Source organism: Candidatus Rhodoblastus alkanivorans (genome assembly GCF_022760755.1).
GTDB classification, from domain to species: Bacteria; Pseudomonadota; Alphaproteobacteria; order Rhizobiales; family Beijerinckiaceae; genus Rhodoblastus; species Rhodoblastus alkanivorans.
Genome location: NZ_JAIVFP010000001.1, coordinates 1,629,640 through 1,652,123, shown reverse-complemented (window position 1 = coordinate 1,652,123; position 22,484 = coordinate 1,629,640). Strand labels below are relative to the sequence as shown.

At 65.4% G+C, this 22,484-nt stretch carries 23 protein-coding genes; 9 read left to right on the top strand and 14 right to left on the bottom strand.

The window, feature by feature from the left end:
* Positions 1 to 13: 13 nt before the first annotated feature.
* The 4 genes from K2U94_RS07620 to K2U94_RS07605 are packed head-to-tail and all read right to left on the bottom strand — an operon-like array spanning position 14 to position 6,973.
* Positions 14 to 2,245 (bottom strand): hypothetical protein, encoded by a 2,232-nt coding sequence (locus tag K2U94_RS07620; RefSeq protein ID WP_243066634.1) that lies wholly within the window; start codon positions 2,243 to 2,245, stop codon positions 14 to 16.
* Complete coding sequence (locus tag K2U94_RS07615; protein WP_243066633.1) at positions 2,242 to 5,022, bottom strand: DUF4159 domain-containing protein; 2,781 nt, start codon at positions 5,020 to 5,022, stop codon at positions 2,242 to 2,244. Before K2U94_RS07615 ends, K2U94_RS07620 begins: the two co-directional genes overlap by 4 nt.
* The gene (locus K2U94_RS07610) at positions 5,019 to 5,954 is read right to left on the bottom strand and encodes a DUF58 domain-containing protein (RefSeq protein WP_243066632.1); all 936 of its coding nucleotides are present in this window, start codon (positions 5,952 to 5,954) and stop codon (positions 5,019 to 5,021) included. The genes K2U94_RS07615 and K2U94_RS07610 overlap by 4 nt, the downstream gene beginning before the upstream one ends.
* Positions 5,954 to 6,973, bottom strand: coding sequence for an AAA family ATPase (locus tag K2U94_RS07605; RefSeq protein WP_243066631.1), 1,020 nt, complete (start codon positions 6,971 to 6,973; stop codon positions 5,954 to 5,956). The genes K2U94_RS07610 and K2U94_RS07605 overlap by 1 nt, the downstream gene beginning before the upstream one ends.
* A gap of 160 nt (positions 6,974 to 7,133) precedes the next feature.
* Between K2U94_RS07605 and K2U94_RS07600 the strand changes: the two genes are divergently transcribed.
* The 7 genes from K2U94_RS07600 (at position 7,134) to K2U94_RS07570 (ending at position 11,985) form a co-directional block, all read left to right on the top strand.
* Entirely contained in the window at positions 7,134 to 7,736 is a 603-nt protein-coding gene (locus tag K2U94_RS07600; RefSeq protein ID WP_243066630.1) for a DUF1285 domain-containing protein, read from the top strand.
* Positions 7,733 to 8,395 carry a CoA pyrophosphatase gene (locus K2U94_RS07595; RefSeq protein WP_243066629.1) on the top strand — a complete coding sequence of 221 codons (663 nt, stop codon included), beginning with the start codon at positions 7,733 to 7,735 and terminating at the stop codon, positions 8,393 to 8,395. Before K2U94_RS07600 ends, K2U94_RS07595 begins: the two co-directional genes overlap by 4 nt.
* A gap of 23 nt (positions 8,396 to 8,418) precedes the next feature.
* Positions 8,419 to 8,916, top strand: a complete 498-nt coding sequence (locus K2U94_RS07590) for a hypothetical protein (RefSeq protein ID WP_243066628.1) — start codon at positions 8,419 to 8,421, stop codon at positions 8,914 to 8,916.
* Between the two features lie 76 nt (positions 8,917 to 8,992).
* On the top strand, positions 8,993 to 9,253 hold the full coding sequence (locus tag K2U94_RS07585; protein WP_243066627.1) for a DUF6111 family protein: 261 nt from the start codon (positions 8,993 to 8,995) through the stop codon (positions 9,251 to 9,253).
* Positions 9,250 to 10,527, top strand: coding sequence for a CCA tRNA nucleotidyltransferase (locus tag K2U94_RS07580; RefSeq protein WP_243066626.1), 1,278 nt, complete (start codon positions 9,250 to 9,252; stop codon positions 10,525 to 10,527). Before K2U94_RS07585 ends, K2U94_RS07580 begins: the two co-directional genes overlap by 4 nt.
* Positions 10,528 to 10,550: 23 nt before the next feature.
* Complete coding sequence (locus K2U94_RS07575; RefSeq protein ID WP_243066625.1) at positions 10,551 to 10,808, top strand: hypothetical protein; 258 nt, start codon at positions 10,551 to 10,553, stop codon at positions 10,806 to 10,808.
* A 502-nt stretch (positions 10,809 to 11,310) separates the two neighbouring features.
* Positions 11,311 to 11,985, top strand: a complete 675-nt coding sequence (locus K2U94_RS07570; RefSeq protein WP_243066624.1) for an outer membrane protein — start codon at positions 11,311 to 11,313, stop codon at positions 11,983 to 11,985.
* A 60-nt stretch (positions 11,986 to 12,045) separates the two neighbouring features.
* Here K2U94_RS07570 and K2U94_RS07565 read toward each other — a convergent pair whose 3' ends face one another.
* The 8 genes from K2U94_RS07565 to K2U94_RS07530 all read right to left on the bottom strand — a co-directional run bounded on the left by K2U94_RS07565 (position 12,046) and on the right by K2U94_RS07530 (position 18,680).
* The gene (locus tag K2U94_RS07565; protein ID WP_243066623.1) at positions 12,046 to 12,648 is read right to left on the bottom strand and encodes a glutathione S-transferase family protein; all 603 of its coding nucleotides are present in this window, start codon (positions 12,646 to 12,648) and stop codon (positions 12,046 to 12,048) included.
* A gap of 105 nt (positions 12,649 to 12,753) precedes the next feature.
* Positions 12,754 to 12,966 carry a cold-shock protein gene (locus K2U94_RS07560; protein WP_243066622.1) on the bottom strand — a complete coding sequence of 71 codons (213 nt, stop codon included), beginning with the start codon at positions 12,964 to 12,966 and terminating at the stop codon, positions 12,754 to 12,756.
* Positions 12,967 to 13,216: 250 nt separating this feature from the next.
* Positions 13,217 to 14,104: a 23S rRNA (adenine(2030)-N(6))-methyltransferase RlmJ gene (locus tag K2U94_RS07555; RefSeq protein WP_336606155.1), complete on the bottom strand. Its 888-nt coding sequence runs from the start codon at positions 14,102 to 14,104 to the stop codon at positions 13,217 to 13,219.
* Positions 14,065 to 14,799, bottom strand: a complete 735-nt coding sequence (locus tag K2U94_RS07550) for a ribonuclease T2 family protein (RefSeq protein WP_243066621.1) — start codon at positions 14,797 to 14,799, stop codon at positions 14,065 to 14,067. The genes K2U94_RS07555 and K2U94_RS07550 overlap by 40 nt, the downstream gene beginning before the upstream one ends.
* Before the next feature lie 21 nt (positions 14,800 to 14,820).
* On the bottom strand, positions 14,821 to 15,267 hold the full coding sequence (locus tag K2U94_RS07545; protein ID WP_243066620.1) for a hypothetical protein: 447 nt from the start codon (positions 15,265 to 15,267) through the stop codon (positions 14,821 to 14,823).
* A 137-nt stretch (positions 15,268 to 15,404) separates the two neighbouring features.
* Complete coding sequence (locus K2U94_RS07540; RefSeq protein ID WP_243066619.1) at positions 15,405 to 16,199, bottom strand: WecB/TagA/CpsF family glycosyltransferase; 795 nt, start codon at positions 16,197 to 16,199, stop codon at positions 15,405 to 15,407.
* Between the two features lie 352 nt (positions 16,200 to 16,551).
* Complete coding sequence (locus tag K2U94_RS07535) at positions 16,552 to 18,132, bottom strand: peptide chain release factor 3 (RefSeq protein WP_243066618.1); 1,581 nt, start codon at positions 18,130 to 18,132, stop codon at positions 16,552 to 16,554.
* Positions 18,133 to 18,203: 71 nt separating this feature from the next.
* Positions 18,204 to 18,680, bottom strand: a complete 477-nt coding sequence (locus tag K2U94_RS07530; RefSeq protein WP_243066617.1) for a ferritin-like domain-containing protein — start codon at positions 18,678 to 18,680, stop codon at positions 18,204 to 18,206.
* Positions 18,681 to 18,922: 242 nt separating this feature from the next.
* Between K2U94_RS07530 and K2U94_RS07525 the strand changes: the two genes are divergently transcribed.
* Positions 18,923 to 20,767: an alpha/beta hydrolase gene (locus K2U94_RS07525; RefSeq protein ID WP_243066616.1), complete on the top strand. Its 1,845-nt coding sequence runs from the start codon at positions 18,923 to 18,925 to the stop codon at positions 20,765 to 20,767.
* A gap of 63 nt (positions 20,768 to 20,830) precedes the next feature.
* Here K2U94_RS07525 and K2U94_RS07520 read toward each other — a convergent pair whose 3' ends face one another.
* Positions 20,831 to 21,817, bottom strand: a complete 987-nt coding sequence (locus K2U94_RS07520) for a murein L,D-transpeptidase catalytic domain family protein (protein WP_243066615.1) — start codon at positions 21,815 to 21,817, stop codon at positions 20,831 to 20,833.
* Positions 21,818 to 21,841: 24 nt separating this feature from the next.
* The gene (locus tag K2U94_RS07515) at positions 21,842 to 22,000 is read right to left on the bottom strand and encodes a hypothetical protein (protein ID WP_243066614.1); all 159 of its coding nucleotides are present in this window, start codon (positions 21,998 to 22,000) and stop codon (positions 21,842 to 21,844) included.
* A gap of 141 nt (positions 22,001 to 22,141) precedes the next feature.
* Here K2U94_RS07515 and K2U94_RS07510 point away from each other — a divergent pair, with 141 nt between their 5' ends.
* Positions 22,142 to 22,462 carry a TraR/DksA family transcriptional regulator gene (locus K2U94_RS07510; protein WP_243066613.1) on the top strand — a complete coding sequence of 107 codons (321 nt, stop codon included), beginning with the start codon at positions 22,142 to 22,144 and terminating at the stop codon, positions 22,460 to 22,462.
* Positions 22,463 to 22,484: the final 22 nt, after the last annotated feature.

Below are 22,484 nucleotides of genomic sequence, written 5' to 3'. Positions count from 1 at the left end.
GTGCGCCGGCCGCTCATCCCCTCGCCGATCTTCCGCGCAAGCCCTCCCACGCCCAGGCCGTAGCCAGGGCGCCGAGCAGGACCAGCAGGCCGAACCAGCCGATCGCCAGCGGCGTCATTTTGACCCCGCGCGCCACGCTCGATTCGGTGCGGCGGATTCCGATATAGTCCGAGCCCGCATAGACCGGGCTGTCGCCCATGGCGACGATGCGCGGCATGGTGATCGCGCTTGTTCCCGGCGATCCGATGCGGCGCGCCGAACCGCCGGTCGCCTCGGCCAAGGGCCGCAATTTTTCCGTGGTGGAGACCACGTCGCGATATTCGAGCGGATTTTCGGGCCCCACATTGACCAGCGCCTTCAGGCCGTCCTCGCTGGCGCGATAGAGGCCGAACTCCTGCGCCTTGACCTGCGCGCGAAACAGACCCGGCTCGGCGCGCGCCAGAACGATGTCCTGCGCCTTGCCGGAGGGCGCGACCAGATGGACCGGGTCCGCCTTGTCGCCCAAAGTCTGGCGCTCGATCGTCAATTCGCGGCCGCGCGCGGTGGCGCGCAAGGCCTCCTCCTCCAGTTCAGGCTCCTTCATCAGCCAATGGGCGGTGCGGCGCATCAGATCGGCATAAGGGCCGCCGCCTTCAAAGCCGCGCGCCCACAGCCAGCTCTGGTCGGTAAGGAGCAGAGCGACCCGGCCCTTGCCCTCGCGCGACAGCACCAGCAGCGGCGCGCCGCCGGCCCCGGACAGCACCGAGGCGCCGCGCAAAGGCGTCGCCTTGACCAGCCGGAACCATTCGCTCCAGCCCGCCGGCTTGCTTTGACCGCCCGGCAGGTCGCGGGTCACGGGATGGCGCTTGCCGATCTCGGTCAGCGCGGCGCGGAAAGGCGTCTCGACGACGTCGCCGGTCGGCTCCGCCGGAACGACATTGCCAATCGGCGTGTAAAACAGCCCGTCGGGCTGGGAAAAATTCGGCCCGGCGACAATGGCCATGGCCCCGCCCCTGCGGACATAGCGCACGATATTGTCGAAATAGGTCGGCGGCAGCAGGCCCATGTTGGAATAGCGGTCGAATACGATCAGGTCGAAATCGACGATCTTGCGCCCGAACAGTTCCGCGGTCGGAAAGGCGATCAGCGCCAGTTCGCGCAGCGGCGTGCCGTCCTGCTTCTCCGGCGGGCGCAGGATGGTGAAATGGACCAGTTCGACATTGGCGTCGGCTTTCAGCAGGTTGCGCCAGGCGCGCTCGCCCGGGTTGGGCTCGCCTGAAACCAGCAGAACCTTCAAATGGTCGCGGACGCCGTCGACGGTCGCCACCGCCTTGTTGTTGACCCCGGTGAGTTCGCCGGCAAGAGGCTCGGCGTCGAATTCGAGCACGTTCTTGCCGCCGTGATCGAGCTTGACCGGGATTTTCAACGGCTCTCCCGGCTGCGCCAGCACCCGGGTCACGACGTCGCCGTTGCGCCGCACCGTCACCGGCACGGGATCGCCCGGGCCATTGGTCTCGTCGACCTTGACCTTGAAAGTGATGTCCTTGCCGATCAGGCCGAAACGCGGCGCCTCGACCAGTTCGATGCGGCGGTCGCGCTCCGCGTCGTCGCCGGTGACGAGGACATGCAAAGGCGCCTTGAGATTGGCGGCGGCGAGCGAAGGCGGAATGTCGTGGACCTGTCCGTCCGTCACCATGATGACGGCGCCGAGCCGCGAGGAGGCGACATCGGCGAGGCCGGCGTTGAGCGCCGAAAACAGCCGTGTGCCCTCCTCGCCATCGGCGGCGCTTGCTTCCGCTCCCGAGTCTTTCGGGCAGTCGCTCTGGCAGTCGCCAACCGCTCCCGCCTTCTTCGCGCAATCGCTCTGGCAGTCGCCAACCGCTCCTGCGTTCTTCGCGCAGTCGCTCTGGCAGTCGCCAACCGCTCCTGCGCTGATGAACCGGACCTCGACATTGTCGAGACGCTTCAGCTCCTTCGCGAGCGCGGCGCGCGCCTCTTCGGTCTGGGCGCGGCGATGGCCGAAGTTCTGAGAGGCGCTATGGTCCACCACCACCGCGACCACATCGCGCAAGGGCTCGCGCTTTTCCTCGACCAGCGACGGATTGACCAGCGCGCCGAGCAAGGCGGTGAAGACCAACAGGCGCAGCATCGCGCCGCGGCGCCGCAAGACAAAGGCGGCGGCGACCAGCGCCGCCGCGAGCAGGGCGAACAGCGAAATGAGCCAGAGCGGCGCGAGCGGCGCGAAGGCGAGGCCGAACTCCTTCACCGGCTGAGCCTTTCCAGCAATTCACGGACATGGACCTGATCGGCCTTGTAATTGCCCGTCAGCGTGTACATCACGATATTCACACCGCCGCGCAGAGCCATTTCGCGCTGGCGGGCGCCGCCGGGGGTCAGCGGATAGAGCCCCTCGCCGGCCGGGTCGCCGGCCCAGGCGGCGGCGAGATCGTTCGAGGCGACGATGATCGGCGAGACGCCGTCGCTGGCGAGCGCGGGCCTGTTCTCCTTTTCCCGTTCCGGCGGCAAGGCTTCGATATAGGTCGGGCCGTTTTCGGTGCGGCCGGCGAAATTGTCGAGAATATAGAAGGTGCGATAGACGACATGGTTCGCCGGCGCCGGCTCCAGCGGCGGAAGATCGATGTTTTTCAGGAAATTCTGCAGCCAGACATGCGCCGGGGTCGGCGGACCGCCCGGAACCTGCATGCCGGCGTCGCGGGTGTCGAACAAGACCAGCCCGCCCTGTTTCATATAGGCCTCGATCCGCCGCGCGACCTCAGGCGTGGGCTGCGGCCGGTCCGGCGCGACGGGCCAGTAAAGCAGAGGATAGAAGGCCAGTTCATCATGGGCGGGATCGATCGCCTGGGGCTGGCCCGGCACGAAGGAGGTCCGCTCGGCCAAAGTCTGGGAAAGCGAATAAAGCCCCTGGCGGCTGATGCGGTCCACCCGCGGGTCGCCGGTGACGACATAGGCGAGACTGGTGGTGAGCGCGGCCTGAATGTCGCGCGGGCTATGAACTTCGGCCTTGGCCGGCGGCGGCGCCAGGGCAAGCAGCAGAGCAAGGCCCGCGATCGCTGGCCCGGCTTTGGCAGGACCAACTTGGCGCCGCCAACGGCCGCCGAGCCAGATCATGGCGAGCGCATCCGCCAGAGCCAGCACAAAGGCGAGGATCAGCAGCGGCGGCCGCAGATCGACCGGGCGCGGTCCGGACAGATCGACGAGGCGCAGTTTGAGGCCGGAAAAGTCGAGCGGCGTCAATTTCATATTGCGGTTGAAGGCGTTGAGCGCGCGCGGCGCGGCGGCCGGCCCGTAAAGCCCGGCCGGATGATCGGCGCTCGGAATAGAAACGCCTTTGGCCGGTAAAGGCTTGACGCTCGCCGGCGGCGCGCCGGCCACGCCAAAGCCGTCGAGAATTTTCAAGGGCGCCAGAAAGGCCTGGGTCTCCGCGCCCGGCCCGCTCGTCCTGGCGACATAGCCGGCGCGATCGACAATCCGCTTCAGCATGTCCACGAACAGGCCCGACATAGGCAGATTGGACCAGCTCGGGTCCGCCGTGACATGAAACAGGACGAGCGTTCCCGGGCCCCGCCGCTCGGCGGTGACGAGAGGGGTGCCGTCGGCGAGCCGCGCCCAGGTTTTTGCCGGCAGACCCTCCTCCGGTTCGGCCAGCACCTGACGCGACACCGTCACCTCATGCGGCGGGCTCAGGCCGAAGAAGGGGCTCGATTGGTCGAAAGGCGCCAGCGGCTTGGGCCTTTCCCATGACATCGCGCCGCCGAGCGTGCGCCCGCTGCGCCGCAGGCGGGTCGGGAACAGATCGTCACCGCGCGCGGCGGCAAGATGCGGCCCGGCGAAGCGCAACAGCGTGCCGCCCGAGGCGAGAAAGGCGTCGAGACGCTTGCGCACGGCCGGCGCGGCGGCGTTGACGTCGGCGAGGATCAGCACGTCCACGCCCTCGTCGAGCAATTGGCCGATCGGATCGGCGGCGCCGGGCTTGGCCTCGCGCAAATCGGCGAAGGGCGAGAGCGCGTCGCGCAGATAATGAAGCGACGACAGCAGCGGCTGCTCGCCCATTTCCCCCGCGACCAGACCGACGCGCCGGCGCCGCGAACCGGCGTCGAGCAGCAGCACGGCGCCAGCCGAATGCGCGCCGAGAATCTCGAGCCGCGCGATTTCGTTGCGCAATTGCACCGGAAGATCAAAGGAGGCTTTGGTGGCAAGGCCATTGCCGAAATCGAAATCGGCGTCGCCGAGCGAGGCGCCCTTGGCGTCCAGAGCACGCACCCGCCCCGCCGAAGGCAAGGACGTCTTGCTTGGCGCGGCCGAGCGCAAGAGATGCGCCTCGAGCGTCGCGACGCCATTGTCGGCGCTCGCAATGACCCGCACGCCGCGCGGATCGCGCAGGATTTCGGCCTCCGGCGCCAGCGCCGCGAGCCGCGCGGCGAAAGAAGCGCCGTCGGCATCGTCCAGCCCGTCGGTCACCCAGACGATTTCTGCCGCCGGATGGGCCTTGAGGAAAGCGGCGATCGCGCCGAGCGCCGGCGCGCGGGCGGGCAGGAAGGCTTTGGGCTTGAGCGCCCGCAGCCGGCTCAGGGCGCCCGCCGCGTCCTGCGCCGTGAGCCCTTCCGCCGGCGGCTCGGAAAAGGCGAGGACCGCCGCCGCGCGCCCGTCGCGAATAGCCGCCTGGAGCCGCGATTCGGCGCCATCCATGCGCAAGGTCCAGTCGCTCGCGGCGGTCCAGCCGTCGTCCACCAGCAACAGCAGCGGCCCCTTCTTCAAGGCCGCGACGCCCGGCGGCGTCAGCATCGGCCCGGCCATGGCGAGCACGACCGCCGCGGCGAGCGCCATGCGCAGCAGCAGCAGCCAAAGGGGCGTGCGCGCTGGGGTCGCGTCGGGCTTTTTCAGGTCGAGGATGAGTTTCAGCGGCGGGAAGGCGACCCGTTGCGGCGGCGGCGGCGTGACCCGCAGCAGGAGATAAAGCAGCGGCGCGCCGGCGAGGACCAGCAGTAGCCAGGGCGACGCGAAAGACAGCGACAACAGGCTCATCGCGTCCCATCCGCGGTCAGCGCGAGCCGCAAATTGAGCAGGGCCTCCGAGGCCGGGCGCACGGTGGAATGGACGGCGAAGGTCCACCCTTGCGCGCGCGCCGCCGCCGACAGGGCCTCGCGATGGGCCGCGAGCCGGGCGCGATAAGGCGCGACATAATCCTCGGCGCGGCCGGCGCGCAGCAAATCTCCGGCTTCGTCATAGAATTCGGTCTGGCCGGAAAACGGAAAAGCTTCTTCCGCGGGATCATAGACCATCAGGACGTGCCCGCGCGCGCCCTGGATGCTCAGCCGTTGCAGGCAGGCGGCAAATGCCGCCGGCTCGACCAGGAAATCGCCGATCAGCGCGGCCTTTTCGCGCGGACGCAAGGGCGCGGCGGCCTGCGGCAGATCCTCGAAAAGCTCGCCATTGAGCCGCGCTTCCGCGACCAGCGCCACGGCAAGGCTGTCCACGATGTCGCGCGCCGCCGACAGCCTTGTCAGGCCGAGCCAGCCGGCGCGCTCGCCGGCGCGCACGGCGGAATCGGCCAGGGCCAGCGCCAGGATCAGGGCGCGGTCGAGTTTGGATTGGGCGCTGAGCGGCGAGCAATAATTCATCGAGCCCGAAAGATCGGCCCAAACCCACAAAACCTGCGCCGCTTCCCATTCGCGCTGGCGGACGTAGAGCCGGTCGTCGCGCGCGGAGCGGCGCCAATCGACATTCTGCGCCGCTTCGCCTGGAATGAAGGGCCGGAACTGCCAGAAATTCTCACCCGCGCCCGCCCGCCTGCGCCCATGCAGCCCGGCCTGGGCGGAAGCGGCCGCCTGCCGCGCCGAGAGCGTCAGCGCCGGCAGCCGGCGCGCGAGATCGAGCGCCTGGATTCGTTTTTCATGATCGGGCCGCGCCGCCTCGCGCGGACGAAAGACGTAGCCGTTCCGGGCGTTTGCAGCCATCAGGCGAATCTTTGCTTCAGACGCTCAATGACCCCGTCGACGGTTTCGCCGTCGGCCCGGGCGCTATAGGTTAGCGCCATGCGATGTTTCATCACCGGGGCGGCGAGCGCGAGAACATCGGCCTTGCTCGGCGCGAGCCGTCCCCGCGCGAGCGCGCGGGCGCGGCAGGCGAGCATCAAGGATTGCGCGGCGCGTGGGCCGGGACCCCAGGCGATATGCTGGGTGAGAACCGGGTCGCCGTCGCCGGGGCGCACGGCGCGGACGAGGTCGAGGATGCAGTCCACCACCGAGGCGCCGACCGGCATCAGCCGCACCAAAGTCTGAATGTCCATCAGGCCCTGGGCGTCGATGACCTGCGCCGGCGCCGGACGCGTCCGTCCGGTCGTTTCGATCAGGATGCGCCGCTCGGCGTCGCGCTCCGGATAGGGCACGTCGATCTGCATCAGGAAACGGTCGAGCTGCGCCTCGGGCAGCGGATAGGTGCCTTCCTGCTCGAGCGGGTTCTGGGTCGCCAGCACATGGAAGGGCTTCGGCAGATCGTAGCGCTCGCCGGCGATAGTGACGTGATATTCCTGCATCGCCTGCAACAAAGCCGACTGGGTGCGCGGGCTCGCGCGGTTGATCTCGTCGGCCATCAGGAGCTGGGCGAAAATCGGCCCCTTGATGAAACGGAAGGCGCGGCGATGGTCGACGCCCTCCTCCAGCACTTCCGAACCGAGAATGTCGGTCGGCATCAGGTCCGGCGTGAACTGCACGCGATTGGCGTGCAGGCCCAGCACGCGGCCGAGCGTTTCGACGAGAAGGGTCTTGGCGAGGCCGGGCGCGCCGACGAACAGCCCATGGCCGCCAGAGAGAATGGTCACGAGAGCCTCCTCGACCACCAGCTCCTGGCCGAAGATCGCGCCGCCGATCGCCTCGCGCGCCGCCGCCAGCAGATCAAGCGCCTGTTCGGCCCTGGCCTCGATCTCGCTGTCGCTGACGGGAATGGTCTCGGCGCGAAGGGCGGGTTCGGCGTTCATGCCACTGGGTCTCCAAATATGCTGGCGGCGATTGTCGGGCCGGCGACGCCAATATAGTCTGGCTCTTGCCGGCGGATAAACAGGCAATCGGCGCCGGCCCGCCATTCACGACGCAAAATGCCGCCAAATCAAGGCGGCGACTGGCCTTTGACGTGCTGCGATGAACGATCTCCCCGAAGCCAGGCCGGGCGCCCCGACCGATCCTTTGCGCGGCCTCGCCGCCGCGCGCGAATCACGCGGCGGGCCGGCGCCCGTCCATCTGTGGAACCCGCCCTATTGCGGCGAGATCGACATGCGCATCGCCCGCGACGGGACCTGGTTCTATAACGGCACGCCGATCGGCCGGCCGGCGCTGGTCAAACTCTTTTCCAACGTGCTGCGCAAGGACCCCGAGCGATTCGTGCTGGTGACGCCCGTCGAGCGCGTCGGCATCGTGGTCGAGGACGCGCCTTTCCTCGGCGTCGAATTTTTACGCGAAGGCGAAGGCAAGGGCCAGAAGTTGCGACTGCGCACCAATGTCGACGATTGGGTGGAGATTTCCGCGCAACATCCATTGAAATTCCTGCCCGGCGAGAGCGGCGGCCTCAAGCCCTATGCGCTGGTGCGCGGCGATTTGTGGGCGCTGGTCAAGCGCGCCTTGTTCTATGATCTCGTCGCCTGGGGAGAATCCCGGATCGTCGAAGGCGAGGAAATGTTCGGCGTCTTTTCGCACGGCGCCTTTTTCGCCATGGCGCCGATGCGCGACATCGCGGACCTGACATGACCTCCTTCGAAGGCAGATCTTTCGATTCTCGCGACTTTCTGGCGCGCGCCCGCGGTAAACTGCGGCATAACTGGCCGGAAGAAGCCTTCGATCCGGCGACCCGTCCCCATCACGGCGACCACAGGCTCGACGAGCCCATGGGCGGCGCGACCGCCCTTCTGCCCGCCCCGGCCCGCCCGGCCGCCGTGCTCGCGCCCATCGTCGCCCATGGCGACGGCGTTTCGCTTCTTTTGACCCAGCGCGCAGGCTCGTTGCGCGAACATTCCGGCCAGATCGCTTTTCCCGGCGGCAAGATCGAGCCCGGCGAATCGCCGCTGGAGGCGGCGCTGCGCGAGGCGGAGGAGGAAATCGGCCTTTTCCGCGCGCAAGTCGAGATTCTCGGCTGTCTCGATCCCTATCAGACCAGCACCGGCTTCCGGGTCTTTCCCCTCGTCGGCCTCATCCGCCCGCCGCTCGAACTCGCCCCCAACCCGCAGGAAGTCGAGGACGTGTTCGAGACGCCCCTGTCCTTTTTGATGAACGCCGCCAACCACCAGCGCCAGTTCCGGGAATGGCAGGGCCGACGGCGGCAATTTTACGCCATGCCCTATGAAAACCGCTATATATGGGGCGCGACGGCGGGCATGATCCGCAATCTCTACGAAAGGCTTTATCTCTGAAGCCGCGGGCGAGGGGAGCGAAATTGGCGCGCCGAACGGTTCTGGCGCTGGCGTCGGCCGGCATGATCTTGACCGGATGGGGCGCGGCCGCGGCGCAATGGCGCCTCTATCACAACAGCCGTTTCGGGGCGACCGCCGACTATCCCGCCGACTGGAAGGTGGAGCCGGCGCCGGAAAACAATGACGGACGGGCGTTCACATCGTCTGACGGCCGGGCGCGCCTGACGATATCCGGAATTTTCGCGCTTGAAGGCCGCGAGGAGGAATTCGCGGAAAAAGCCCGGCCCCTCGAAGGCGAAACCGTGACCTATACGGCGCGAAAAGGCGATTGGATCGTCGTTTCCGGCCTGCGCGGCGGCAAGATCTTTTACCGGAAGGCAATCCTTTCATGCGGAAACAAGGTGTGGAACGACCTCGACATCGAATATCCGAAAGCGGAAAAGGCGAAATATGACGCCGTGGTCGCGCATCTGGCGGATTCCCTCAGGCCGGGAAGCGGTTACGATACGGATTGCAAATGAACTTTGGTCAGACGGCGGCCGACCGCGTCTCGTCGGGTTTCGCTCAGCCAGGTTCAGAGTCGGAGCGAGTCTAATTATGGCGCGATCGCTGTTCGAATCGCTCGGCCTGTTCGCCGCGCCCTTTCTCGTCTACGCCCTTTTTCTGGTCCTGCGCGCCCGCCACCCGCTGCTTGTCGCCCATTGGTCGCGAGGTCGGCTGTTCTGGCTTACTCTTTCCGGCTTCGCCTTGGTCATCGCCGGCTTTCTCTATGCAGGCTTCGCCGGTTCAAACCGGTCGGGCGTCTATGTGCCCGCCCATATCGAACACGGCCGCCTGACGCCGGGGCGCTTCGAGTGACGGCCGAAACCCAATCCGCGATCAGGGCGCTGCTCGACCGCCCGGCGCTGAAAAGATTATTCGCCGCGCTCGAAGGCGAGGAATTGCGGGTGGTCGGCGGCGCCGTGCGCAACGCCCTGCTCGGGGCGCCGGTCGCCGATGTCGATCTCGCCGTCGCCGCCACGCCCGATGTCGTCGTCGCCAAGGCTGAGCGCGCCGGCTTGCGGGTCGCGCCAACCGGCATCGAACATGGCACGATCACGGTGATCCTCGACAGCGCTCATTTCGAAATCACCTCGCTGCGCGAAGATGTCGAGACCGACGGGCGCCGCGCCAAGGTGCGGTTCGGCCGCGATTTCGCCGCCGACGCGCGACGGCGCGATTTCACCATCAACGCCTTGTCGGTGGATTCGCACGGCCGGATTTACGATTATGTCGGCGGCCTGGACGACCTCGCCCGGCGCCATGTGCGCTTCATCGGCGACCCGCGCCAGCGCATCGCCGAGGATTTCTTGCGCATCCTGCGCTTTTTCCGCTTTTCGGCCTGCTACGGCGAGGAGCCTCTCGACGCCGAGGGTTTTGCCGCCTGCGTCGCCCTGCGCGACGGCATGGAGCATCTGTCGCGCGAGAGGCTAGGCGGGGAATTGCTGAAAATCCTGTCCGTTCCCCGCTCCGCCGCCGTCATCGAGACCATGAGCCAGGCGGGCCTGCTGGCCTTTCTCCATGTCGCGCCCTGGCCGGCGCGCTGTCGCCGCCTCGCCGGAAATTTCGCCGCGCGCGGCGTGGCGGACGCGCTCCTCTCGCTCGCCGCGCTGGCGCTACACTCCCCAAGCGACGCCGATCGTCTGGCCGAGGCCTTGCGCCTGTCGCGGGCGCAAAAACGCCGCCTGACGGCGATGGCCGAGGTCGCCGCCGCCTGGCACGGCGCGTCCCAGGCCCCTGCCCCGGCGCAATTGCGCGAGCAGCTTTTCCTGCATGGCGTCCAAGCCGCCCGCGACGGGCTGCTCCTAATTCAGGCGGAAAGTCCGGCGGCGCCGGACGACAGGGCGTTCCTTTCCGCCGACGTTTTTCTGCGCGACACGCCGGCGCCGAAAGCGCCCTTCGCCGCCGCCGACCTCCTTTCGCGCGGCGTCAGACAGGGCGCCGGGCTCGGCGCGGCCCTCAAGCGCCTCCAGGCGACCTGGATCCGCGCGGGTTTTCCGCAGGACCCCAAAAGGATCGCCGCCCTGATCGACGCCGCCTGCGCCAGCCAGCCCCACGAATCCAACTGGACGCGGCCACGCCGATTGGATTAACTTTCGGCGGGCCGGAGCAGCATATGGCCGTCAAGAACGAAAAACCGGGCGATATCGCCGCGCGCGTGGCGGGAAATCCGCGGCGGGCCTCGGGCCAGCGGCGGGCGGATGGATTCAAGCGGGAATCCTTTGTGCTGCCCCGCGAAAAGGCGCGTGAAAAGGCGCGCGAAATTTTCGCCTCCTTCCCCAAGGCCGCCTACATGACCGAAATCGAATCCTGGCGCGAACTCGCCGACGGCCAGATCGAATTCACCATGCGGCGGCTGCCGAGCGCGGATTGATCGCGATTGCGCCGTCAGTGCGAGCCATCGGGCGCGCACTTTGCACGCCGCAGGTTGATGGATTTACGCCCGGCGCTTGCGCCGGGCTCCGGCCAAGCAATCCACTATTCAACCTGCCGAAAAGCTGCCTGGATCGCCGCGTCGCTATCGCTCCTTGCAATGACGGCCTTTACCATGGAACGTCTTGGATGCACTCGATAGGAACAGACATCGACCCGTCGTTTCAGCGAGCGCCCTTGCGTAGGCGCGCGCCTTATTAACCAACATATTTTTCATAAAATTTATTGCGACAGCGCAATCTTCACCACTGTCAGCATAAATAAACCAACTAAACTTGCCATATTTTGGTTAAACATGGCTATCTCCATTTAACTCATTATTCGCCGTCTCCTCAACATATTTCCTAATTTGCATAAACCATTTATTTTTACACTCCAATTACCTTTACCATCCTAAATCGCTCCAGACAGGCCGTTCAAGGGCCTCGATCCGGAGTGGAATCATGAAAAAGGTTTCGATCGCCTTGATCGGAGGCGCGGCGATCTGTTTCGCCTCGCTGGCGCAGGCCGCCGATCTGCCATATGGCGCGGCGGCGTCCAATTACGATTATCCGTCCACCTTCACCTGGAGCGGCTTTTACGCCGGCTTGAACGCGGGCGCCGGCTTCGGCAATTTCAACGGCAGCGGCCAGGCCTATCTCGGCTCCAGTCCGAGCGGCTGGCTGATGGGCGCGACGGTCGGCTACAATTATCAGCAGGGCAACCTGCTGATCGGCGCGGAAGGCGATTACGATTGGTCGCGCATCGCGTCCGACGCGTCGGTGGCGCCGGGCGTCGCCTCGACCGGCATCATCCAGAACCTCGCCACCATCCGCGGCCGTGTCGGCTACGCCATGGATCGCATCCTGGTCTTCGGGACGGGCGGCTACGCCGGAGGCGACATTCGCGGCGTGCTGAACAATATTCCGGCGCACGCCGTGGCCGACCAGTCGTACTGGGCCAATGGCTGGACGCTTGGCCTCGGCGCGGAATATGCGATCACCCCGCATATCACCGCCAAGGCGGAATATCTCTATGCCTCGCTGGGCAGCAACGATTACTTCAATTCGACCCCGAACTATATGAGCGCTGGCGCGAATGTGAACATTCTGCGCGCCGGATTGAACTACAAGTTTTGACGAGGGCGCCGCTCCAACGCCTGACGAAGCTGGTCCCGGCGCCAAGCCGGGACCTTTTTTTCAGGCTTTAGTCCCGGTATAGGCGGGAACCGCCGCGGCGAAGGCGTCTAGCCAGGCGACGAGACGCGGATGGTCCGCGCGCCAAAATCCCTCGAAACGCAGATCGAGATAGCCCAAGGCGCAGGCCAGCGCGATCGCGCCGACATCAACTTCCGGCTTTGGTTGCGCCGGCAGGTCGCTTTCGAGCGCCACGAGCGCGCGCTCGACCTTGTCGCGCTGATGCGCGACCCAGTTCGCGCTGTATTCGCTTTCGGCGCGCATGCGCTTTTCATAAATCTGCAAAATGCTGGCGTCGGCGATCCCGTCCCCGAGGGCTTCGAGCGTGAGCGCGGCAAAGCGCGCCTCGCGCTCTTTCGGGATGACGCGCCCGCCGCCGGCAAGATCGTCGAGATAAGCGCAGATCACCGCGCTGTCGTAAAGGCAGACGCCGTCGTCGCGCTCCAGCGTCGGGATTTTGCCGAGTGGATTCTTGACGCGGATAACGTCCTGCGGATTGCCGGTGTCGGTCCCGATCAATTCGATCTTGTCGTCGAAACCCAGCAGAGCGGCGACGATACGCACCTTTCGCGAAAAGGGCGAGGTCGGAGAGAAGTATAGTTTCATGGCGCGGACTCCAGACGCGCGGAAAGCGCGCGCCGGAGCGAAGCCGATTCCCGGCGGGTCTGCAACCTCCAGCCCGCCGCGGAGCTTTTCCGCCGTCTGAATGGATCATTCCAGATGGAGATTGACCGCCTTGGGTCCCTTGCCCTTCTTGTCCGGCTCTACCTCGAAGGAGAGTTTCTGGCCCTCGTTGAGCGACGACAGGCCCGCCTGCTCAACCGCTGTTATATGTACGAAAATATCCCGCCCGCCGTCGCTGGGCCGGATGAAGCCGTAGCCTTTGTCTGCATTGAAGAATTTAATCGTCCCCGACTGAGCCATGACGCATTTCCTCCGTTCAAGGCCGACAGTTCGGGCGGCGCGCCGCTGGGATTGCAATTCCAAATGCAGTCCAACCGGCCCGATTCCCCATCGGCCGCTTGGCGGACCCCCCTTGCTTTTTTGTGTAGTCTTTTTCGTCGCAAGACAGGCTGCGTTGTTTTTCTCGTCAGCCCCTTCGCCAAGGCGAAGCCCCCAAATTCATAAAGTTGCGGCAGAATGACGCGCTTGGCAAGTATCTGTTTTTTTCGCCCTAAGTATCATGGGCGCCGGCTCCGCCGCCGCTTTCGATCAAGAATTCGGCGCCCGCCCCGCGCGCCAGCGCGCGGGCCAGCGCCGGAACGATGATTTTCATTTCCTCTTCAAGCACATAGGGCGGATTGACGACCATCAGCCCGGTGCGAGCGAGCGGACGGCCGGGCGCGGGCGCCTCGACCTGAAGGTCGATCCGCAGCCAATCCGGCGCCTGGGCCGCGAGCGCGCGGCAGAAGGCGTCGGCAATGTCGCGCTCCTTGACCGGCTGCCAGACCATGAAAATGCCGCCCGGCCATTTGCGCAGAGCAGCGCCGAGCGAGTCGAACAGGCGCTCATATTCGTCGCGGCGCTCGAAGGGCGGGTCGATCAGAACCAGTCCCCGCCGCTCGACCGGCGGGACAAAAGCCTTGAGGCCGGCATAACCGTCGATCCCGATCGCCTTGACCCGCGAATCGCGGCCCAAAACCCGCCGCAAGCTCTCCAGGGCCTGCGGCAGCAATTCGCAGAACAGGGCGCGGTCCTGCGGCCGCAGCAGGGATTGCGCGATGGCCGGCGAGCCGGGATAAAAACGCGGGGCGCCGGCCGCGCGCACGGCGTCGAGATAAGGCGCGATCAGTTCCCCCGCCGCGCCGAGGTCCGCGCCCTGAAGCAGGCGGAGAACGCCGTCGCGCGCCTCGCCGGAGCGCGCCGCCTCCGGTCCGGAAAGATCGTAAAGCCCGGCCCCGGCATGGGTGTCGATGACCCGGAACGGCTTGTCCTTGCGCCGCAGATAGAGCAGCGTCCGCGCCAAAGCGACATGTTTCAGGACATCGGCGAAATTGCCGGCGTGGAAGTCGTGGCGGTAGTTCATCGCGCTGCTGGCGCGACGACGCTCTGGCTGTAACATCCCTGCCGCGCGACCTGGGGACAGGCCACGAAATTGCGCAGATCCCTGGAAAGGCAAAAGCGCGCCTCCTGGAACAGGCCGCGGCGGCAGGTCACCGCCATCATGCCCGGCCGCAGGCGCGGATTGACCTCGATGAAGGCGCGCTGGATGGCGAGCGGCGACAGCCTTTGATCGGCATCGGGCGCCCTGAAAGCCGGCGGCACGACGATCGCGTCGCGGGCCGCGCGGACATCGGCGAAATAGGCCGAGGGGCTTTCGCCGGAGCACAGGCCGTGCTGGCGCCATTCATGACGGGCGAGACCGGGATCGGGATAGAGATTGCCCAGACGCGACAAGACGGCAAAGGGAAGGAAGGGGTTGCCGGGGCAATTCCTCGGATAGCCATTGTCATTTTGCGGCCACAGCCCGTGGACGACGAAGCCGGGATTGGCCCCGCGCGCGCATTGGGCCGGCGAACGGCGGGCGCCGCCCATTTCGCAGAAGCTCGGCGACCACGACAGCGCCAGGACGTAAAAGTCGAAATCGCCCGCTGGCGCGCCGCCGCGCCGGAAATCCGACGGGCGCGGCGCATCGGGCGCGCCTTGGCCCTGCGACGGGGGGCGCCGGTCGGCGCAATTGTCGAGAATGCAGTCGTCCGCCGCAAGGGCGGGCGCCGCGGCGAGAAGCAGCAGGGCCGCGGCCAGAAAACCCTTCATCTTGCGGTTCCGAAAGCGCGATCAGGGACCGGCGGCGTCGCAGTCCGGCGAAAAGGCGCGGTAGCGGTCGAGGCCGAGCACGCAAAATTGGACGCCGCGGTTGAACCCCATGAAGCCGCCGCTTTCGACGATGAAATATTTCATGGTGCGCACGCTGTGGTCATTGAACACGACCTTGGCGGTGCAATAGCGGCGGGGGATGAAATCGGAACCGTTGGGACGGAAGCCGGATTGGCGGATGTCGGTGAAGGCGGCCATCCGCAAGGGCGAGTTGAACGTGAAGGCCTCGGCCGTCGCGAAACGCTGCGAGATTTCATAGAGCGAAGTCCCGTCGTCGCACGCCGGCATGCGGCCGTCGTAATTCATGGTGAAGAAATCCTCGGCGCGCTCGCGCGGACGGGCCGAGGCGGAGCCGGCGCAGAGCGCCAGCACGGCGGCCGCCAGAATGGCGCTACGGGTCAAGTGCATGGAATCCCCCGGCTACGATTGAGGGGGACGATGCGCAAAGAAGGGCGGACGCGTCAAGAAACTTTTCGCAGCAACCGCCTTTTGCGCGGCCGTTCGGCCGGGCGGCGTTGCAGAGGAATCACTCTGCGGCGCGACGCTCATTCGCTGGCCTCCTGGACCTCCATGGGCGCGACAGGGCCGAGCTTCTGGTCCAGCCACAGGCGCGCAAGCAGCGCCGCGCATTGAGCATAGCGCCCCATAAGGCGGCGCGGCTGGCTCGCCAGCCGCCATGCCCATTCCATGCCGAAAGCCTGAACCGCGCGGGGCGCGCGCGCCTGCGCGCCGGACTGGAAATCGGCCGCCGCGCCGACGCCGACAAAGCCGATGCCGCCATAGATCTGCGCCATGCGGTCGGCGAAAATTTCCTGTCTCGGCGCGCCGAGACAGACGAAGCAGAGCCGGGCGCCGCTGCGCGCGATGGCCGCGCCCCAGGCGTCGGCCTCGTCAGAGCGCGGGTCGAAGCCGAAATCGGGGCTAGCGATCAGGACGATATCCAAACCGGGCGCGAGCATCCGCAATCTTTCGGCGGCGAGCCTCAGGCTTTGTTCGGTCGAGCCGAACATAGCGACTGGAACGCCCTCGCCCGCCGCGAGCTTGCAGAGCGGAACCAGGAGATCGGCGCCAGTAGTGCGCTGGATTTGCGGAACCTGCCGGCGCGCAAGGGCGGCGACAGGCGCGCCATCCGCCGAAACGAAGGTCGTGCGCGCGTAAGCCGCGCGGAAGGCGGCGTCCGCGCGCAATTTCACGAGATGGTCGAGATTGAGCGTGGCGAAAGTAAAGCCGAGGCGCGCCCGCAGCCGCGCCCGCACGGCGCCAAGCGCGTCCTCAGGGTTCAAGACATTGATGGCCTGGCCGTCGACACGAGCGACGGAGCCTGCCAGGAGGTCGCACAAGGACATTTCGACAGCCTCAAACAATTATTTGCGTGAAAATAGAATAGTTTCGAGAAAAAACATTTTCAACAACAAGGCATTAAGGCATGTTTTGAACACTATAGGCATAACCGCGGCTATTAGCGTGACTATTAACGATTTTTGAGCCAATTTATTACATTAATGTTGCGTCTTATAACATGCATGCTTGGTAAATGTATCATAATGGTGCATTTGAGGCGCGCAAAAAACTCTTTGCAGACTTCAATTGTGGTTAACGCGGCCACGCCGCGACCATGTGTTCCGTCATCGCGGGCCCTTTGGCGCGCAATGACGGGTTTCAGCTTCCGGTCGCGGGAAGAAACGCGCGGCCTCAGGCGCGCGCGATCTGATAATCCTTGATGTCGGCGAATTTTATCGCCGGCCAGCGTTCCTGGTCGTAGCGCAGGTTGAAGACCGATTGCGCCAGGAAGACCGGCGCGCCGTCGAGATCGTCGGCCATCGAGGACGGATAGGCGCGGACGAATTTTTCAAGCTCGGCCGGATCGTCGGCGCTCACCCAGCGGCAGATCTCGAAGCGGCTGGTCTCGAAACTGACCGGCAGGCCATATTCCGCCTGCAGGCGCTCGGCGAGCACGTCGAGCTGCAGGGCGCCGACGACGCCAACCATGGCCGGGGCGCCGTCATGGGGCAGGAAGAGCTGCACCACCCCCTCTTCCGCCATCTGCTGCAGCGCCTCGCGCAATTTCTTGGCCTTCATCGCGTCGCCCAGCTTCACCCGGCGCAGGATTTCCGGCGCGAAGCTCGGCACGCCGCGAAAGACCAGGTTCTCGCCTTCGGTCAAGGTGTCGCCGATGCGCAAGGCGCCGTGGTTGGGAATGCCGACGACATCGCCCGCGAAAGCCTCGTCGGCGATCTGGCGGTCCTGGGCGAAAAAGAACTGCGGCGCGTTCAGGGCGATGTTCTTCCCCGTGCGCGACAGCCGCGCCTTCATGCCGCGCGAGAGCTTTCCGGAGGTGACGCGCAGAAAGGCGATGCGGTCGCGATGGTTCGGGTCCATATTCGCCTGAATCTTGAACACGAAGCCGCTCATCTTGCTCTCGCGCGGATCGACCGTGCGGGTCGAGGCCTCGACCGGCTGGGGCGAAGGCGCGAATTCGGCCAGAGCGTCGATCACGTCCTGCACGCCGAATTTTTTCAGCGCCGAGCCGAAAAAGACCGGCGTGAGATGGCCTTCGAGAAAGGCCTCGACCTCGAACGGCTTTTGCGCCTGGCGCGCGAGTTCGATCTCCTCACAGGCCTGCATTGCGTCGGCGTCCGACGAAATTTCCGCGATCTTCGGGTCGTCCGGACCGGAGACGCGGATCGGCTCGGCGTCCTCTTCTAGCCGCCGCACCACATTGGCGCGCAAATCATAGGTGCCCGCAAAATTCCTGCCCCGGCCGATCGGCCAGGTCAAAGCCACGGTGTCGAGCGCCAGCGTCTTTTCGATCTCGTCGAGCAGGTCGAAGGGATCGCGCGACTCGCGATCCATCTTGTTGACGAAGGTGATGATCGGAATGTCGCGCAGCCGGCAGACTTCAAAGAGTTTGCGCGTGCGCGCCTCGATGCCCTTGGCGGCGTCGATCACCATGATCGCGCTATCGACCGCCGTCAGCGTGCGATAGGTGTCTTCCGAAAAGTCCTCATGGCCCGGGGTGTCCAAGAGATTAAAGACGCAATCGCCATATTCGAAGGTCATGACCGAAGTGACGACCGAAATGCCGCGCTCGCGCTCGATGCCCATCCAGTCAGAGCGGGTCTGGCGGCGATTGGCCTTGGCCCGCACCTCGCCCGCGAGCTGAATGGCGCCGCCGAACAAAAGCAGCTTTTCGGTGAGCGTGGTCTTGCCGGCGTCGGGGTGGGAAATGATGGCGAAGGTGCGCCGACGCGCGACGGGATCGAGATTGTTCATGATGAGCCGGGATGAAGAAGGTCCCGGCTGATTAGCGCAGATGGCGGGCGGAAGGCAATTCGCGCGTGAATTCACTCCGCCGGCGCGACATGGCCGGCCTCGGCGGCGGCGATCCACTTTTTCAGCACGGCGACGTGGCCGGCTTCCTCATCGACGAATTCAGCGGCGAGGACCTTGGTCTCCGGATCGTCCGTCGTGTCGCGAACCGATCTGTAATAATCATGGCCCGCCTTTTCGGCGGCCAGAGCCACGTCCAGCGCCTCGCGTCGGCTCAGAAGCGGATCGGCGCCCCAGATCGCCGCCTTTTCCGGGCTTTCGAGATCGGGCCATATGAAATCCATCGGCCCGATTTCGGGAATTTCACGAAAACCGGCGCGCGCCTTGGCGTCGGCAAGGTGCAGCCTTGAATAATCGGCGAGCTGGCGGAATAATTGCGCGACTTCGCGGTTCCCGCCCGTCTCCATGGCGTCGGCCAGTTCGCCGAAGCGCGAAGCCGCTTCCTGTTCGAGATGGATGGAATAGGCCAGAAATTCCTCGACCGTCTTCATCGAAACTCCCCCGATCCCGCTGACCTTCTGTTGGACGATTGGTTCTGACTCCCGCCCCCGCTCTGAGCAAGCCGCATTTTTAGGCAAAGGCGGAAAAACCGGCGCCAAACGGCGGCACCTTAGGCGGAGGCTACTCTAAAGCGGCATTTCGCCCGGTTTTGACGCCCCGAGGTCACGAAATGATGTAATCTTTCCGACGCCTTTCACGTAACCGCTGCAATGGTTCCTGCGGAACAGACCCCATGAAGTTTTGGCATTTGCTCGTTGTCGCCCTGCTCTGGTCGCCTGGCTTGGCCCAAGCGGCGGAACTCCGCTTCGCTGTCACCGCCGCTTTCGCGGACGATCCCTTCGTCAAGAGTTTTGCCGCGAGCAAGGTTCTCGCTGGCGCCGGCCTCGCGATCGTGGAAAAGCCGGTCGCGAGCGACGCCGAAGCCATGGCGGCGCTGAAAAATGGCGAGGCCGATCTTGGCGTCTTCGCGCTCGACGAGGCGGACCGCAAGGCGCTTCAGCCCACGGGCGCCGCGGCGTCGCTGCTCAGCCGCCCTTACCTGTTCAAATCGGCGAAGGAAGTCTTCTTGATGCAGGACAGTTTTCTGGGCGCGTCGGCCGCGGCCGACGCCGGACGCACCGGCCTGTTCCCTCTGAAAATCTGGTCCCATTCGATCGAATATCTGCTGACCCGCGCCCCCGTCCGAACGAGGGAGGATTTCGACAATTTGCGAATGGCGGCGAAAGGCGGCGCGATGGACGAGACGAAGGCCAGGCAAGCCAACGCCATGCAAACCCATCTCGACGCCACGACGCTCAGCTTCGCCGAAAATTTCGCCGGCACGCTCTATCTTACCGTCGGCAAGCCCGAGACCGGCCTGCTCGCGGCCGCGCCCGCCTCCTGGATGAAGCGCAGCGAATTCGAGAAGAACGCGATCACCACCGCCGCCGAACAGGCGCGGGCGATGGCCAATGCCGAACTTGTCGCCCGCGAGGACGCCATCCGCCGCCTGCCCAATGTCGAAATCAACCGCCTCGACCACGACGCCCGGATGGCCATGGCGATGCGCGCGGCCGGCGGGGAAGCGGCGATGAAACGCGACATGGCGATGTGGCGTAAGGCGGAAATCGAGGTTCACGGCATGGCGGCGCCCCCATCCAAGCCCCCCGCGGAGCCGGCGCCGAAAATGAAAATGAACTCGCCGGTGTTCTTCGCCACCGACCGCGACGACGAAGGGGGTGCGGATTTCGTCAGCCGTTTCGGGGCGCGGCGGCTCGATCCCTATCGGATGACCTGCGGACTGCTCGGCGCCCCGGCGCGGCATGCGCCGCCGCCGTCCCTGCCGTCCGCGCCGCCAAACCTTGCCATGGGCGTGGACGAGTGCGCGCAAGAAATCGTCGCGGCGACGCGCGCCGCGGAGGCGTCGAAAATCCTGATCCTGATCCATGGCTTCAACACGTCCTTCCGCGGCGTCGCCGAACTGGCGCTGGAGCTTGGCGCAAACCTCGACTATGCTGGCGCGATCGTCGCCTGGAGCTGGCCGTCGGAAGGCTCGGCCTTCGCCTATCCCTATGACGAGGATTCCAGCGCCTGGAGCGAGCCGCATCTCGCCGATCTCGTAACCCGGATCGCGGCGATTGCGCCGGACTTGCGGATCGATTTCGTCGCCCACAGCATGGGCAACCGCATCCTGCTGCAAATGTTGCGCGACTTCGCGCTGGAAAAAGCAAAATTGCCCATCGGCGTCGCCGTCTTCGCCGCGCCCGACGTATCCCAGGACGTATTCCGCCAGCAATTGCGGCAGGCGAACAAGATCGGCGCGCTGCGCACGCTCTACGCCTCGGAATATGACCGCGCGATCCTGATCTCGCAGGGCTATCACAGCGCCCCGCGCGCCGGCAGCGGCGGGGCCGACATTCTGGTCGCGGGCGGCATCGAATCGGTGGATGCGCAGCTCTCCGGCCATTCCTATGTGTTCGCCGAGCCCAAGGCGATGAATGACTTCAAGAAGATCGTCAATCGCGAGATGACGGCCCCGCAACGCGGCCTCCCCGAGCGCGAAAAGTCCGGCGAGGCCTATTGGCTGATCGAACCGTGACGACGCGCGATCCAAAGCGCATGGATTGCAATGTGGTGGATGGAGGGCCGAGCTTAGGTCCTGCTACCGCTTGCAAAACGGCAACGGTCGCGGCGGCGGGGGCGGATGATCGCGCTCATAGCGCGCGAGGATAGGGCCGAGCGTTTCCTTCGACCAGAATTTCGGCGCGTGGATCTGTTTGAGGCAGGCGGCGTTCCAATAGAGTCCCGCGCCCGCCAGCAGCCAGCCGGCCTTCACCGCGCGCGCGACGGCGACGATGTCGTCCGATTCGGGATAGATGTAGAGCGTGGTCGGATCTTTTTCCATAATCGGGATGACGAGCCCGGCGTCCTCCGGCGACCAGGAGGTGCAGCCATTGCTGCGCCCGCCGGCATAGATCACCAGATTGCCGAAGGGAACATAGCCCTCGCGATCGGCATGAGGGCTGCCCGGCTCCTTCCGCAGGCAGAGGTTTCGCAACACTTCGGCCGCATGGCCGCCGATCGCGCGCGGCCGGGCGTTGGCGGCGTCGCCTTCGCCGTCAAACTGGACGAAAGAGCGCACCAGGGCCGCCTGCCCGCCGGCAGCGCGATAATAGCCTTTGAACGACGTTTTGGTCTCACGCGTCACATAGGGCCCGCCGGTCGTCAGCTTGGAATCCATAGCATTGCCGAAGTTCTTCGCGCATTGCCTGCCGTTTTCGAAATTCGCCAGTCCCCTCAGGTCGCGGCCGCCGCCATGCCCCGCCGCAATCGCGCGGAAGGATTTCCGGGCTTCGCAAATGATGTAGAAGCGGCGCCCGAGACGGCCATGGCCCAAATCATTGGGACGGGTGGCGTCCATGGCGAAATAGCAGGGATTTCGGACCTCGCCGGCGCGAACTTTCTCGAAATATAGAGCCCGCGCCCGGCGCAGGACCACCGGCGCGATCTGGCCTTCGCTTTCGCCGACATGGGCGCGCAGCCAGCTGGGAATATCCGAGGATTGCGCCGCTGCGAATTGCGGCGCCGCCGACAGCACGGCGGCGACGAATAAACGGCGGAGATGGGGAAGGATGGATTTGAACCGCACCGGATCAACTCTCCTGTCGAAGCTTCATGCCCTGGCTTGAGGCGTTGCCCTGAGGAATCGATCACATAGAACAAACTCGGCGCGATGATGACCGATCACGCTTTGCTTCTCCACCCCAAAATCGAGATCGCCCACAAGCGGCGCGGCGCCGATCCCGCAGATCAACCAGGCCGTCAAATCCAATTTGCATCTGTCTCCGGCAATTCTAAGCTGTTCGCCGGGAGTTGAAACGCCATATGAGAAAAACCTTTGCAGGGACCGGACGGATTCATGAGACGCCGCCCCTGACATCCGGCCTCATGTTCGCTATCGGATCGACCAAACATGACAAACTATAAAGATATCGCCGAAGCGCTCGAACGGCGCCTTTTCGAACTGACCGGTCTCGTCGCGGAGATCGACAGCGAATTGCGCTCCTCGCTTTCCGCCGATTGGGAAGAACAGGCGACCCAGCTCGAAGGCCAGGACGCGCTCGAAGGCATCGAAAAATCCAAACTTCAGGAAATCCGCCAGATTCGCGCGGCCTTGCAGCGGATCGCCGAAGGTAGCTACGGCGTCTGCGTCCGCTGCGGCGAAGACATCGATCCCAAGAGATTGCGGGCGCTGCCGACAGCGACGACGTGCATTTCCTGCGCTGGGCCATGACAGGGCTGCGCCTGGCGACCGA